This window comes from Shimazuella alba (assembly GCF_009831235.1).
GTDB classification, from domain to species: Bacteria; Bacillota; Bacilli; order Thermoactinomycetales; family Thermoactinomycetaceae; genus Shimazuella; species Shimazuella alba.
On sequence record NZ_WUUL01000019.1, the window covers coordinates 1 to 14,857 of the forward strand.

16 protein-coding genes are annotated in these 14,857 nt (G+C 41.4%); 13 read left to right on the plus strand and 3 right to left on the minus strand.

Annotated features, from left to right (window positions below):
* A partial coding sequence (locus GSM42_RS19000) for an SRPBCC family protein (RefSeq protein WP_160803129.1) occupies window positions 1–356 on the plus strand: 356 nt, incomplete at its 5' end.
* A 106-nt stretch (window positions 357–462) separates the two neighbouring features.
* Here the strand turns inward: GSM42_RS19000 and pepF are convergent.
* Window positions 463–2,256 carry an oligoendopeptidase F gene (pepF, locus tag GSM42_RS19005; protein ID WP_160803130.1) on the minus strand — a complete coding sequence of 598 codons (1,794 nt, stop codon included), beginning with the start codon at window positions 2,254–2,256 and terminating at the stop codon, window positions 463–465.
* A 468-nt stretch (window positions 2,257–2,724) separates the two neighbouring features.
* Window positions 2,725–2,973 carry a hypothetical protein gene (locus tag GSM42_RS19010; protein WP_160803131.1) on the minus strand — a complete coding sequence of 83 codons (249 nt, stop codon included), beginning with the start codon at window positions 2,971–2,973 and terminating at the stop codon, window positions 2,725–2,727.
* Window positions 2,974–3,198: 225 nt separating this feature from the next.
* Between GSM42_RS19010 and accB the strand changes: the two genes are divergently transcribed.
* From accB to nusB, 4 genes are all read left to right on the plus strand, one after another.
* Window positions 3,199–3,693: an acetyl-CoA carboxylase biotin carboxyl carrier protein gene (accB, locus tag GSM42_RS19015; protein ID WP_160803132.1), complete on the plus strand. Its 495-nt coding sequence runs from the start codon at window positions 3,199–3,201 to the stop codon at window positions 3,691–3,693.
* Between the two features lie 15 nt (window positions 3,694–3,708).
* Window positions 3,709–5,067, plus strand: a complete 1,359-nt coding sequence (gene accC / locus GSM42_RS19020; protein WP_160803133.1) for an acetyl-CoA carboxylase biotin carboxylase subunit — start codon at window positions 3,709–3,711, stop codon at window positions 5,065–5,067.
* The gene (locus GSM42_RS19025) at window positions 5,067–5,456 is read left to right on the plus strand and encodes an Asp23/Gls24 family envelope stress response protein (protein ID WP_160803134.1); all 390 of its coding nucleotides are present in this window, start codon (window positions 5,067–5,069) and stop codon (window positions 5,454–5,456) included. Before accC ends, GSM42_RS19025 begins: the two co-directional genes overlap by 1 nt.
* Window positions 5,457–5,552: 96 nt before the next feature.
* Window positions 5,553–5,960, plus strand: coding sequence for a transcription antitermination factor NusB (gene nusB, locus GSM42_RS19030; RefSeq protein ID WP_160803135.1), 408 nt, complete (start codon window positions 5,553–5,555; stop codon window positions 5,958–5,960).
* Here the strand turns inward: nusB and GSM42_RS19035 are convergent.
* The gene (locus GSM42_RS19035) at window positions 5,953–7,110 is read right to left on the minus strand and encodes an endonuclease Q family protein (protein ID WP_202404997.1); all 1,158 of its coding nucleotides are present in this window, start codon (window positions 7,108–7,110) and stop codon (window positions 5,953–5,955) included. The two genes, nusB and GSM42_RS19035, sit on opposite strands and share 8 nt — an antisense overlap.
* A gap of 82 nt (window positions 7,111–7,192) precedes the next feature.
* On the opposite strand from GSM42_RS19035, the gene folD reads away from it, so the two are divergent.
* The 8 genes from folD to GSM42_RS19075 all read left to right on the plus strand — a co-directional run bounded on the left by folD (window position 7,193) and on the right by GSM42_RS19075 (window position 14,854).
* Window positions 7,193–8,041 carry a bifunctional methylenetetrahydrofolate dehydrogenase/methenyltetrahydrofolate cyclohydrolase FolD gene (gene folD, locus GSM42_RS19040; RefSeq protein WP_160803136.1) on the plus strand — a complete coding sequence of 283 codons (849 nt, stop codon included), beginning with the start codon at window positions 7,193–7,195 and terminating at the stop codon, window positions 8,039–8,041.
* Entirely contained in the window at window positions 8,041–9,384 is a 1,344-nt protein-coding gene (gene xseA / locus GSM42_RS19045; protein WP_160803137.1) for an exodeoxyribonuclease VII large subunit, read from the plus strand. The genes folD and xseA overlap by 1 nt, the downstream gene beginning before the upstream one ends.
* Window positions 9,381–9,617, plus strand: coding sequence for an exodeoxyribonuclease VII small subunit (gene xseB / locus GSM42_RS19050; RefSeq protein WP_160803138.1), 237 nt, complete (start codon window positions 9,381–9,383; stop codon window positions 9,615–9,617). The genes xseA and xseB overlap by 4 nt, the downstream gene beginning before the upstream one ends.
* Before the next feature lie 43 nt (window positions 9,618–9,660).
* On the plus strand, window positions 9,661–10,557 hold the full coding sequence (locus tag GSM42_RS19055) for a polyprenyl synthetase family protein (protein ID WP_160803139.1): 897 nt from the start codon (window positions 9,661–9,663) through the stop codon (window positions 10,555–10,557).
* Window positions 10,558–10,704: 147 nt separating this feature from the next.
* A complete protein-coding gene (gene dxs / locus GSM42_RS19060) occupies window positions 10,705–12,591 on the plus strand; it encodes a 1-deoxy-D-xylulose-5-phosphate synthase (protein WP_160803140.1) in 1,887 nt (628 codons plus the stop codon).
* 9 nt (window positions 12,592–12,600) lie between these two features.
* On the plus strand, window positions 12,601–13,419 hold the full coding sequence (locus GSM42_RS19065; RefSeq protein WP_160803141.1) for a TlyA family RNA methyltransferase: 819 nt from the start codon (window positions 12,601–12,603) through the stop codon (window positions 13,417–13,419).
* Window positions 13,420–13,443: 24 nt separating this feature from the next.
* Complete coding sequence (locus GSM42_RS19070; RefSeq protein WP_160803142.1) at window positions 13,444–13,977, plus strand: hypothetical protein; 534 nt, start codon at window positions 13,444–13,446, stop codon at window positions 13,975–13,977.
* Window positions 13,978–14,002: 25 nt separating this feature from the next.
* Window positions 14,003–14,854, plus strand: coding sequence for an NAD(+)/NADH kinase (locus tag GSM42_RS19075; protein WP_160803143.1), 852 nt, complete (start codon window positions 14,003–14,005; stop codon window positions 14,852–14,854).
* The last annotated feature ends 3 nt before the right edge of the window (window positions 14,855–14,857 follow it).

Below are 14,857 nucleotides of genomic sequence, written 5' to 3' on the forward strand. Positions count from 1 at the left end.
ACATTGATTTCCGCCCTAATGGGATTTGGCATTACTGTATGAAGGCTGTAGACGAGAATCTCGGTGATTTTTATGGAATGGAATCTTGGGGAAAAGCCGTTTATGGAGAAATTGTCCAAGATGAAAAAATTACTTATACCGACTACTTTTCTGATGCAGAGGGGAATGAAGCTGAGGGAATGCCAGCTTCCCATACTACGATGACATTAATCGAGCAAGATGGAAAGACGAAATTGCTCAGCAAAACCAAGTATGATTCCCCTGAAGCGCTCCAAACAGTAATAGAGATGGGTATGGAGCAGGGAATTACCGAAACATTGGATTGCTTGGATGAACATTTGCAATCCATCCATTAGGCATAAATTTGTAAACAGATTGAATACAATCCATGGTGAATGGTATCAAGTAAAAGAAAAAGCTGACTTGAAGAGCGATTTTACTCTTTCCTCAAGTCAGCTTTTTTTACAACAATTCTTCTAATTCATCCAAGTAACCTTTGTATACATCAAATGCAGAGCGGATCGGATCAGGTTGTGTCATATCAACACCCGCACGTTTCAATACTTCAATCGGTCCTGCTGAACTGCCTGAAGAAAGGAAAGTGAGATAGCGATCAACTGCTGGTTTTCCTTCTTCTAGAATTTGTTTGGCAAGCGCTGTAGCAGCACTAGTCCCAGTAGCATATTGGTAGACATAAAAATCATAGTAAAAGTGAGGAATACGGGACCATTCGAGTCCTATTTTCTCATCAACGGTGATGTCAGTACCAAAATATTTTTGATTTAATTCGTAGTAAATTTTCGTTAACGTTTCAGCAGTCAGTGCTTCCCCGTTTTGTGCTTTCTGATGAATCAGCAATTCAAACTCAGCAAACATTGTTTGACGGAACACTGTTCCCCGGAATTTATCTACTTGGTGATTTAAAAGATAGAGACGGTCGTTACGATCTGTCGTTGTCTTTAACAGATAATCACTCAATATGGCTTCGTTACAAGTAGACGCTACTTCTGCTACGAAGATGGAGTAGTCTCCATACACATATGGCTGTGTTTTGCGAGTGTAGTAACTATGCATGGAGTGACCCAACTCATGCGCTAAGGTAAACATGTTATCCATGTTGTCTTGCCAGTTCATCAATACGAATGGATTGGTTCCATAAGTACCAAAGGAATATGCACCACTGCGTTTTCCTTGATTTTCATACACATCAATCCAACCATCACGGAATGCGTGCTGCAGTGTTTCTCGGTATTCGGTACCAAGCGGTGCAAGCCCTCTTACTACAATATCTTTTGCCTCATCATACGTGATTTTTTTCGGTTTGTGGTTGATGAAAGGAGTATAAAGATCATACATATGTAATTCTTTTACACCCATTGCTTTTTTTCGCAGTTTGATATAGCGATGCAGCAAAGGTAGATTTTCATGCACGATGGAAATCAATTGGTCATACACTTTTTCAGGAATATTGTTTCCGCTCAGAGAGCGCTGACGTGCAGAATCATAATGACGCAGACGAGCCATTAGATTGTGTTTTTTGACATGAGCTGATAATGTACTCGCAAATGTATTTTTTAAACTTCCGTATGTATCATAGACAGCATGGAAAGTATCTTTGCGCACACGAGCATCACTGTTTTCAAGCAGTTGAATCATACGCCCATGTGTGATTTCTACTTCTTTTCCTTCATCATCGGTGATAGAAGGGAATTTCATATCAGCATTGTTTAAGAGTCCGTATGTATTTCGCGATGCTCCCAACACTTCGCTTGCTTCTGCGAGCAATGCTTCTTCTTTGGAAGATAAAACATGTGGGCGGAAACGGTCTAGTTCAGCAAGTTCGTAGCTGTATAATTGCAGTTTAGGCTCCGATTGGAGAAAAGATTGTATGGTTGCAGCTGGGATTGCTAGAATTTCCGGTTTTAAGTAAGCTAGTGCACTGCCAGCTTCTGTTGTTAAAGTGGAAGCGCGATCGTTATACGCTTGATAATGAGAATTGGTTGTATCTTCATCGTAACGCATACGAGCATAGACAAACAGTTTGCCGATGCGAGCAGATAACTCATCACGAGTGGACAATGCTTGGTAGAAGGTAGTAGCAGATTCAGCTAATTTCCCTTCAAATTCACGCAACGTAGGGATTAGCTTTTTGACAGCCTTAAACTCTTCTTCCCATGCGGTATCTGTTGGGAATATGGTTTCTAACTTCCATTGGTATGTTTTGTCTTGCTCCGAACGTAATGGTAATTTGGACATCTAGTGGTCCTCCTAGGGGAGTGGAATTGGTAAAGAAAGCTATTTATTTATTATAGCTTAAATGGAGGAATGGGGAGAAATAAAAAAGAGTAACTTGTGGAGCAACTCTTGGTAATCCCTAAATTATATGTTATAGATTTTTTGGGGTCGTGGAACCGACACCTTAACAGGTGTTGGTCCCACGACGGTTGGTTACCTCTCAGCCTCTCAGCTTCTTGATGAGAAGGTAGGCGATCCAGCAGGTAAGGAGCCCACCGATCAAAGGATCCTGGAAAAGACCAATCACTACATCGCGACCAGCTCCGATGAGTTTACCGATGACATCGAAGATTGGTTCCATGTTTTTTCCCTTCGTAGTAACCGACACATTTATTATACAGAAGTGGATGATGATTGTGAATATGTTTATAGGTTATAGTAAAAATTGACTTCCCCCGGTCGTGCTGCAACCGGGGGAAGTGGAAAGCCTTACAGCTTGTTGATCTCCTTCGCTGCAGTGGGAGCCACCTTCTTGAGGTCCCCCATGTTCTTACGGGCGACCGGGGAAGAGAGGGCCTGTCGCACGGCCTCCTGATCGATTCGCCGCGTGCCTCCGATTTGGGCGATAAACTCCTGAACAGCGGCGTTGCCCAGGAGTGTTGCGAGTGCCTTCTCAGCCTCCGATCGGGGGAGTCGCTTGATGTTTCGCTCCACGTTGGCGGTCGGATCGTGAGCCATGGGTCATCCTTTCCACTAGTGACTAATGGAGCTTCTATCTATGCTCCTCTATCAAAGTCATTTTAACATAAAAATTAAAAAATATCATATGTATTTGTTTTCTTTTTATGTAGATGCTACGAACATAAAGCAACCTCATACTTTCTCTCATACTCCCCACTAGCCTTTTCCTAAAAAAATAGATATGATAAGAACGTAATGTTTTCAAGGAGGAAAAATGGCACAATGACATTAAAAATGCATGAAATACGTGAACTTATTCAACTAATTGATGATTCTTCGATTGATGAGTTTGAACTTGAAAAAGATGGAGAAAAAGTTTCCATTCGCAAGGCAAAACCTGAGGTAATCACACAGCAAGTCGCAGCTCCTGCTGCCTATGTTCCACCGGTAGCTCCACAAGCTGTACCACCTGCACCTGCAGTACAAGAAACTGCTCCAGCAGCGTCTGCCCCTGCTGAGGAATCAACAGACACCGATCTACATAAAATTGTTTCACCAATGGTAGGTACGTTTTATCGTGCTTCTTCTCCAGATGCAGATCCATATGTGAGTGAAGGGGATACGATTAACAGCAAATCAGTTGTTTGTATTGTCGAAGCAATGAAATTGATGAATGAGCTAGAAGCAGAGGTAAGTGGAACGATTGTCCAAGTATTGGCTGAAAATGGTCAGTTAGTCGAATACGGACAACCACTATTTCTCGTGAAGCCTTCTTAGGAAGGAGGAAGTCATATGTTTAAAAAAGTACTAGTAGCTAACCGAGGAGAGATCGCAGTTCGTATTATTCGTGCTTGCCGCGAATTGGGAATTGCAACAGTTGCTATTTATTCAGAAGCAGATCGAGAAGCTCTACATGTCACCCTTGCAGATGAAGCGTATTGTGTGGGACCAGCTATGTCCCGTGACAGCTATCTAAACATGACCAATATTATGAGTGCTGCTACCTTGCTAGAGGTGGATGCGATCCATCCAGGATACGGATTTTTAGCAGAAAATGCTGCATTTGCCGAACTATGTGCAAGCTGTAACATTACGTTTATCGGCCCATCTCCTGAGGCAATCGTGAAAATGGGAGATAAGACAACTGCTCGCGAAACCATGAAAGAAAGTGGTGTACCAGTAGTTCCGGGTACAGAGGGTGTTATCGAAGATATCGGTGAAGCGCTGGAGACAGCAAAAGAAATTGGTTTCCCTGTCATCGTGAAAGCTACAGCAGGTGGCGGCGGAAAAGGGATGCGTGTTGTTTATAGCGAAGAAGAATTAGTAAACGCTGTAAATCTTGCGCAAAAAGAAGCCGAAGCTAACTTTGGAAATCCTGGCGTGTATCTAGAAAAGTTTTTGGTAGAACCAAGACATATTGAAATTCAAGTGTTGGCAGATAATCACGGCAATGTGATTCACTTAGGGGAACGGGATTGTTCCATCCAACGCCGATACCAAAAATTAATTGAAGAAGCTCCTTCTCCAGCTATTTCTCCAGAGATTCGCGAAAAGATGGGGCAGGCTGCGATCGCTGCTGCGCAAGCTGTAGATTATTCTGGAGCAGGGACGATTGAGTTTCTCTTTGATCGTGATCAAAACTTCTACTTCATGGAGATGAATACACGGATTCAGGTAGAACACCCTGTCACAGAGTTAATTACTGGTGTAGACTTAGTAAAGGAACAAATTTTAGTTGCTGCTGGGCTCCCTCTATCTGTCACCCAAGAAGATATCCAGATTAATGGCTGGGCAATCGAATGCCGTGTCAATGCGGAGCGCCCTGAGAAAAACTTTATCCCTTCTCCTGGGAAAATCGAATTTTATTTAGCACCAGGAGGAACTGGGGTCAGGGTTGATAGTGCCTGCTATCCAGGGTATACTATTACACCCTACTACGATTCGATGGTTGCGAAATTGATCGTTTGGGGTAAAGATAGAGATGAGGCTGTTGCAAGGATGAGCCGAGCGCTTACCGAATTTGCGATTCAGGGAGTGCATACGACTATTCCTTTCCATATTAAAATGATGTCCAATCCTAATTTTGTTTCAGGAGACTTTCATATTCAGTTCTTGGAAGGGATAAACTTGTTTGAAGAAGGTGATTTGTAATGGAACGTTTAGGTCCTTTAGGAAAAGTAGAGATTGCACCAGAAGTGCTTGAAATAATTGCTGGAATGGCTGCATCCAAAGTAGAAGGTGTAAGTGGGATGAAAGGCGGAGTAGTTGGAGATATCAACCAATTACTCGGTCGAAAAAATCTACGTCAAGGAATTCAAGTAGCTTTAAATGAGCAGACTGCTATCCAAGTTTCTATTATCGTCGAATATGGTTACCATATCCCGAATGTAGGGCAAGAAGTTCAAGAACAAGTGAAATCAGCGATTGAAGCAATGACAGGTATTGTGGTCGATCAGGTGATTGTACAAGTAGAAGGAATCAGAGTTCCTCAAGTAGAAAAAGCGAAAGAGAAGCAAGAGAAGCCAAATCGATTAAAATAAGGGACGTAAGGAAAAGCGTTGGTTCTTTTGTTCGATAAACGTATTTAGGAAGAAGAAACCGAGCCTTTTGGCTCGGATTTTTTTGGAGGTGAAACAATGAGTCGTCGATTGGTTCGTGAATTGGTTATCCAACGTCAATATCAGCAATTGGTTCATCCAGAGGATCAAGGTGATATTTTTGCTCCGAATGAAGCAAAACTTACAGAGGAAGACAGAGGATATTATGAGATAATCCGTCAAGGATTAAAAGCACATCTAGAACAAATTGATCCTTATATCAGCCGCTATGTGAAAAGTGGTTGGTCACTGGATCGTCTTTCGATTGTCGATCGTGCTGTTTTGCGATTAGCAGTCTATGAACTACTGTATCAAAAAGATATCCCTGCCAAAGTAGTTGTAAATGAAGCAGTAGATCTCGCAAAGGCATTTAGCGGGGAAGAAGCTGGACGTTTTGTAAATGGTGTCCTTGGAAAAGTTATTACGGAGCTAGGGGTGTCTAAGTAATTTTTCCATACTTGCCACCGCCGCCCTTTTGCAAAGATAATTTATTTTGCCTTGCTTGTAAAATGTAGTTGGCTAAGGTTGGATTTGCTATGTCAGCAATCTCATCGATGGATGCTTGATGGATGATATTCATCTCTGTATCAAAATGTTCGATGAGCTTTGCGATTGTTTTCCTGCCTACTTTCGGAATGAATTCCAATGGGATTTGATGAAAGTATGGGGGTCTATCTTCTGGTGAGGAAGAAGATTGATCCGCAACAAGAGATATCCTGTCTTTTACTCCCGTTACTTCTTTTGTACTCCCACAAGAAGGACAAAGGGTACGGGAAAAAGGCTTTTGCTTCGCGCATACGAGGCAATAAGTTTGATAGTATTTGCCAAGAAGCGGATTTAATCCATAGTTTGCAACAATTTTTCTTCCTTTCGCTTTTTTTAAAACGTATTTGAAATCTTGAAAAGACAACTCTTCTACCCAAAATTCATTGTATTCTCTCCCGATTTTCGGTAAAGAGTGAGCGTCCGAGTTTGTCAAAAATGGAATAGAAGCTAATTCAGAAATTTGATCAGCCATCTGCGTATCAGCACTTAGGCCCAATTCCACTGCGTCTAATAACGCAGGTTCAAAGAGATTTGCGATGGATGTAGTAGCACTTCCATACATACTTTTAAAGGGAGTAAAAATATGTGCAGGTACGACTAAACCTTGTAAACTCTTCACTTTTTTTATAAACACGGATACAGGTTGGTAGAGACGTTGTGTGCTCAGTTGTACATTTTTCATATGCAGTTGTAACCAAGCTGTGAACTGCTTTATTTTTTCTAGTGTCGGAAAATAAGCTAGCATGTGAAAAGGAGCCGTGTGGGCTTCTTTGCATTCTACCTCTACCCCTAAAATGCAGATGGTGTCTTGATAGCGTATTCCACCGTTGGGGTGTTCTTGGTAACTGCCATTCGAAATTCCTTCCTCTATTTCTGCTTGAATGGGTGGAGAGTGTGCATCTATAATTCCGATCATGGAAATTCCTTTTTGTGTACTCGCTTCTTTCACTACATGATGAAATGTCATATTGCGAGCAGCCGTTATTTTAATAGGTAGATTGCTTTCTGATCTTCCTAGGTGGATATGAAGATCAGCAAATATTCGGTTCAACTTCTATTCCTCCCTAGTTTTTGTTACATGATTTTCAAACAAATGGTAAACTACAGATATTATATAAAGAGGTGGATCGATAATGCCAGCAAAAATAATAAGTGGAAAACAGATAGCAGCAGACATTCGTCTTGAATTAAAAGATGAAGTAAGTGAATTGAGAAAAAATGATATTTTTCCAAAACTAGTGGTGGTACTGGTTGGAAACAATCCAGCATCGGAGTCCTATGTAAAAGGGAAAATCCGTGCAGCAGAAGAAATCGGCATGGAATCCGTTTTAATTCGTTATGCGGATACGATCAGTGAAGATGAATTATTATCGAAAGTAAATGATTTAAATAAAGATGAGTCTGTACATGGGATATTGGTACAACTACCATTACCAAAGCAAATCTCAGAGCAACGAGTGATCGAAGCAATAGCAGCGGAAAAAGATGTTGATGGATTTCATCCAGAGAGTGTAGGGCGTATGGTAACAGGCTTAGAAACTTTTCTATCTTGCACTCCAGCTGGTATCATGCAATTGCTAAAGCGATCAGATGTTTCTTTGCAAGGAAAACATGCTGTTGTCGTTGGGCGAAGCAACATTGTTGGAAAGCCGATCTCTTTGTTACTTCTACAAGCAGACGCTACAGTAACGATTTGTCACTCCAAAACAGTAGACCTTGCTTCCATTACTAAACAAGCAGATGTATTGATCGCAGCAGTGGGGCGTGCTGAAATGATTACCAAAGATCATGTCAAACCTGGTGCTGTTGTGATTGACGTTGGAGTGAATCGTACGGATGCTGGCTTAGTTGGCGATGTGAAATTTGATGAAGTTAGCGAAATTGCTTCTGCGATTACTCCTGTTCCAGGTGGCGTGGGTCCGATGACTATCACGATGTTAATGGCAAACACCATCGAATCAGCGAAAAGGCATGCAGGCTAATGGCAAAAGAGGTATGGACTGTTCGTCAGTTGGTAGCCCATCTTACCTCTATCGTTACCAAAGATGCCAAGTCGCAATCTCTGCGAGTTGAAGGAGAAATATCTAATTTTACCCATCACGCAAGCGGGCATATGTATTTTACCCTAAAAGATGAATCTGCGAGAATGCGAGTAGTCTTTTTTGCGCGTTTTGCACGGTATTTGTTGTTTAAACCAAAAAACGGTGATCGTGTAACCATTCGTGGTCAACTCGATGTGTATGACCGTGATGGACAAGTCCAAATCCGAGCCTTGGAAATGCGCAATAGTGGACAAGGGGATTTATTCACTAGATTTCAATATCTGAAAGAACAACTAGAAGCGCAAGGTGTATTTCAACGGGCAAAAAGAACTTTACCAGCATATCCCAAGAGCATTGGCTTGATAACTTCACCGCACGGAGCTGCGGTTCGAGATATGATTACCACCTTACAACGCCGCTACCCACAAGCAAAAGTGCTGCTATATCCGGTCCAAGTACAAGGAGATGTAGCAGCATGGGAGATCTCCAATGCCATCGGTGAAATGAATCGACGAGCAGAAGTAGATTTGTTGATTGTAGGTCGTGGTGGAGGATCGATTGAAGAATTATGGGCATTCAACGAGGAGCTTGTAGTTCGGAGTATAGCGAACTCCACAATACCGATTATTTCCGCTGTAGGCCACGAAACAGATACAACGTTAAGTGATTTAGCAGCAGATGTTCGTGCAGCAACTCCTACGGCAGCAGCAGAGTTGGCAGTTCCAAATCAAGAAGAATTAAAAAGTAAGCTGGATGCAGTTCTCGTTCGACTAGAGACTTTACCAAAAAAAATATTTGATCAACGTCAACTTCAGTTAAGTCGGTTGATGGAACGTCCTATTTTCCAGCATCCAGATCGGAAACTTGTGCCTCACCAAGAGAAATTTCAATACTTGACCAAACGCCTTCATCAAGCAGTAGCTGCTCATTATGCGAAAGGCGAGCGCTCATTAGAGCGTGTTATTCATCGAATACAATCAGTACAACCCGATTCAAAGATTAGTGATGCGAGGTCAAAATTACAACGGAGCTCAAGGGAGCAATCCTTATTTTTTCAACAATATATGGAGCGAAAAGAGAAGCAATTTTCGCAGCTTGTTACACGTTTGGAATCGGTTAGCCCTCTTGCAGTGATGAAACGAGGATATTCGTTGGTGTATCGTCTTGGCGGCGACCAACTCGTTACCTCTGCAGATCAAGTAAATCCTGGAGATTTATTAGATGTACAGTTGGCAGAAGGGAAACTAAAATGCCAAGTGTGGAAAAAGGAGGAGAAAAAATGAACGATTTAACATTTGAACGTGCAATGGAACGACTAGAGGAAGTGGTTGCACAATTAGAGCAAGGAGATATTCCTCTTGAAGAAGCAATTCAATTGTATGGGGAAGGGACCAAGTTAGCTGGGATCTGTCGGAAAAAATTGGATTGGGCTGAACAACAAGTGGAGATATTGGTAGAAGAGAACGGAGATTGGTCAAAAAAGCCTTTTCATCCTATTCGTGAGGAAAATACATAGACGAAATGAAAAATTAGCTTATGGTTGAAAGAAGGAAACTAGGATGAACGAAACAAAAACATACATACAAAACACAGCAGATCTCGTCCATCAAGAATTGGATCATATGAGCAGCAATTGGACCAATATACCAGCTAATTTGAAAGAAGCGATGCGATATTCTCTTTTAGCTGGTGGTAAGCGTATACGGCCAGTTCTTGCTATTGCTACATTAGAATCATTAGGAGGCGATGGTAAACTAGCTCTTCCATTTGGCTGTGCGATCGAAATGATCCATACATACTCATTGATTCATGATGATTTACCAGCAATGGATGATGATGATTACCGTCGAGGAAAGCTCACCAATCATAAAGTTTATGGGGAAGCGATGGCTATTTTAGCAGGCGATGGGCTTTTGACAGAAGCATTTGGTTTGCTTGCGCAAGGAGCGGAAGAAGCGGAGTTATCAGTTGACGTTGCATTAGGCATAATAAGAGAAGCAACACGTTTTGCAGGGGCTAGAGGAATGATCAATGGTCAAGTGCAGGATATGGAAAATGAAAACCGCAGCATTACATTGGATGAATTAGAAGAGGTGCATCGTCGAAAAACAGGGGATCTAATTACATTTTCTGTACGTGTAGGTGCTTTGGTCGCTGGTGCAAGCAAGGAAACGTTGGATGCATTGACTACTTTTTCGTATCAATTGGGGCTTGCTTTTCAGATTCAAGATGATATTTTAGATGTTGTCGGTGATCAAGCGATCATCGGTAAGCCTGTCGGAAGTGATGAACACAACAAGAAAGCTACCTATCCAGCACTATTAGGAATTGAAGAGTCAAAAAATAGATTACAGACATGTATTCAAAGTGCAAGAGACTCCATTCAAGGTCGAGCAGATCTAGATCCAACACGTTTGCTGGAACTAGCGGATTATTTACTCTTACGGGACAGGTAAGGTAACCTGTGCTATAATGGGTTTTAATATCTAGCAGTCGAACGACCTAGTGACTAATAGATACATAGCTATGTTTGAGTTAAACCGGTCTTCATAGACCGGCATTTTTCTGAAGAATATACAACTTTGAAAGCGAGGCGGTTTTTCTTGCTCCTCGAGCATATTCAAACACCAACGGATTTAAAAAAGTTATCGGAAGATCAACTTCCCCAGTTGGCGGAAGAAATAAGGCAGTTTCTCATCAATAGTTTATCTAGTACAGGTGGACATTTAGCTTCTAATTTAGGCGTTGTTGAACTGACGATCGCGCTGCATTATTTATTTGACAGCCCAAAAGACAAGTTTTTATGGGATGTCGGTCATCAAGCTTATGTCCATAAGTTACTCACTGGGCGTGGCGATCAATTTTCTACCTTACGCCAATATAAAGGTCTATGCGGTTTCCCTAAAATGAGTGAGAGTGAGCATGATGTATGGGAAACAGGTCATAGCAGTACTTCTATATCTGGAGCTATGGGAATGGCTGCTGCTCGCGATATCTTGGGCGAGAAGAACAAAGTCGTAGCGATCATTGGAGATGGAGCACTAACAGGTGGTATGGCTTTAGAGGCATTAAATCATATCGGTCAAGAGCAAAAAGATATGATGGTTATTTTGAATGATAATGAAATGTCTATCAGCCCGAATGTAGGTGCACTGCATAATTACCTTGGCCGACTACGCACGCATCGGCACTACAATAAAATGAAGGCTGAAGTGGAACAAGTACTAAAAAAGATACCCACAATTGGGGAGCCTTTTGCAAAAACACTAGAACGAGTAAAAGATAGCATTAAATTTTTATTGGTTTCAGGCGTGCTGTTTGAAACCCTTGGATTTACGTATTTAGGTCCTGTAGATGGTCACCATATGCACGAGATGATGGAGTGCTTACGACAAGCTGGAAATACAAAAGGTCCTGTGTTGGTTCATGTTATTACCAAAAAAGGACAAGGTTATAAACCTGCTGAAGAAGATTCTGTTAATTTTCATGGGGTTGGAACTTATAAAATTGAGTCTGGTGCATTCCAAAAGAAAAAGGCCAATGCTCCAGCATATCCAGCAGTTTTTGGAGAGACAATGGTGAAACTGGCTGAAACAGATGAAAAAATAGTTGCCATTACACCAGCCATGATCACAGGTTCTAAGTTAGATAAGTTCCAAAAGACATATCCAGATCGTTGTTTTGATGTTGGGATTGCGGAACAACATGCAGCAACCTTTGCAGCAGGTCTAGCGACACAAGGATTGAAACCGGTCTTGGCCATATACTCTACCTTTTTACAACGTGGTTATGATCAATTTATTCATGATGTATGCCGACAGCATCTAAATGTTACGTTTGCAGTAGACCGTGCCGGATTCGTTGGAGAAGATGGTGAAACACACCAAGGTGTTTATGATATTAGCTTTATGCGTTCCCAGCCGGGAATGGTGATCATGATGCCAAAAGATGAAAACGAGTTACAACATATGTTATACACAGCAACACAATACAACAAAGGCCCTATTGCTGTCAGGTATTCCAAAAGCGAAGGCGAAGGAGTTCCGATGGATGAAGAATTTCAACTTATTCCAATTGGAAAATCTGAGGTATTGCGTGAAGGGAGTCATGTAGCATTATTAGCCTTTGGAAACATGGTTCCTTTAGCCGTAGAAGCTGCGGAACAATTGGCGAAAGAAGGAATTCAAGCGAAAGTCGTAAATGCACGATTTGCAAAACCGCTGGATGAAGAACTTCTTCTAGCTATTAACAAAAGGGAAATGCCAATTGTTACAATAGAAGAAGGAACGAAAATAGGCGGGTTTGGTAGTGCAGTGTTGGAATTTTTTGCTGAACGAAATAAAGAGCAGTCTGTCAGCATACTCGGTGTCCCTGATTATTATGTGGAGCACGGAAGTATCAATGAACAGCGAGCCGAAATTGGTTTGACTACAGAAGGGATAGTACAAGCAGCAAAAAAATGCTGTGTCCCTGATATTCAAAAGATCTGAGGTAATCGAATGGCTAAAGAACGTTTAGACATTCTCCTTGTGCAGAAAGGATATTATCCCAGTCGGGAACAAGCCCAGCGGGCCATTATGGCTGGGCTTGTTTTTGTAGAAAATGAGTCTCAAACAAAAGCAGGTACAAAATACCCGGTTGATAGTAATATTCATATCAAAGGAGAAATACACCCTTATGTGAGTAGAGGTGGATTAAAACTAGAAAAGGCGATCGATGCGTTTTCTATTCAGCTGGATAAAAAAGTTGTTTTGGATATTGGAGCGTCAACAGGAGGTTTTACAGATTGCGCTTTGCAAAATGGAGCTTCCTTTGTTTATGCCATTGATGTAGGTTATGGGCAGTTGGCTTGGAAATTGCGAGTGGATGACCGAGTCCAAGTAATGGAGAGGACCAATTTTCGTTATCTTCAATCCGAGGAGTTGATCGGTCCTGTACCTAATTTTGCTACGATTGATGTTTCTTTTATTTCTCTTTCAAACATTTTTCCAACGTTAAAGCAATTGATTCCTATACAAAGTGAAGTCGTTGCGTTGATTAAACCACAGTTTGAAGCGGGGAAAGATCAGGTAGGAAAGAAAGGCATCGTTCGAGATATAGCCATTCATCGTCAAGTATTGGCGAAAACTACGCAGATGTTTCGCCAGGAAGGATTTAATATTGCAGGATTGGCTCCATCTCCAATCCGAGGAGGAAAAGGAAATATAGAGTTTTTAGCGTATCTGATAAAAGGAGCGGATGAACGTTCTTATCCATTAGAAGATAGGATGGAACAAGTGTTAAAAGAAGCCCATCAGATTTCTTTCTCGGAGGAATAACCCACTTATAGAAAGGGGGAGAATATGGCTCAGTCAGGTGATTCTATTGTCTTGGTCCTTATTATCTTTTTTATTTTGTTTCTCATTGCCCGCAAGTGGGTTTCTTTTCGATTTGCCAAAGATATAATCATGAATAAGTCAAAAAAAGAACCGAAAGTAATAAAAGGCGAAGTTCCAGATTTATTACGTGAGTTTGGGTATGACCCCATCGAAGGAAAGAAGAAAATACCCATTTCCATAGAATTGGACTCTGAAGCTTATCAAAGCAGAATGTATGTCGATTATTTGGCGATGAAAGAAGGATTATTATATGTTGTGTTGGTAGCGAAAGAAAGAAAACCAATGAGACGGACAGGAGCAGCGATCCGGGATCTCCTCTTTCCTTTTTTTCTTCTCTATCGTCCGGCAGGGGTTGTATATGTAGATAAAACAAAAAATAAAGTTTCACTGATTCATTTTTCTCATCCTCCCTTATATGAAGCGGAAAGAAAATTCCCTTTGGGTTATGTTATAACATTTATCATTGGTATGATCTTTATGTGGATATTAATAAAATGAACCAGGGTAACCTTGAGGTGGACAAATGAGAACAATAGGCATCATGGCTAATCAAACAAAGCCAACTGCAATATCAGTTGCAAAAAAATTAATTGATTTGATCGAATACAAAGGTGCGAGCGTTCGTCTGGATTTAGATTTAGCCAGCGTCATCGGTCAAGAAAGCAAAGGAATATCACTGGACGATTTTCCCATTCATGTAGACTGTACATTTGTGCTTGGTGGAGATGGTACACTGTTAGGAGTAGCAAGAAAGTTAGCAGGATCTCGAATTCCCATTTTAGGAATCAATTTAGGATATCTCGGATTTTTATCAGAAGCAGAACCAGAAGACCTCTCCGCTTCTGTCGATCGTATATTAGCAGGAGAGTATTGTGTCGAGAAAAGGTTGATGCTAGAAGCAGAAGTGATTCGCCAAGATGAGGTTGTAAAAAGGGGAATCTCTTTAAATGACATTGGCATCGCAAAAGGATCATTTAGCCGTATGATTACCTGTACAGTGAAAATGGATGAAACTTATATAGGTACGTACTCTGGAGATGGTGTCATTATTTCTACTCCCACAGGCTCAACCGCATATTCTTTGTCTTGTGGTGGTCCAATTGTATGGCCAGGGTTAGAATGTATCTTACTTACGCCCATTTGCCCTCATACATTGGCTTCTCGCCCAATGGTATTACCCGCAAATGGTACTTTAGAAATTGAAGTTGCTGCCAATCACAATGAAATTGGGGTTACCATTGATGGACAAGAAGGCTTCACACTCGAGAGAGGAGACATTGTCCGAGTTAAACATTCGCCTTGTTCCACCCATCTAATCAAGTGGAAAGAGCGTTCTTTCTTTGAAGTGATCCGCAAAAAATTGCAAGAGCAATAGGAG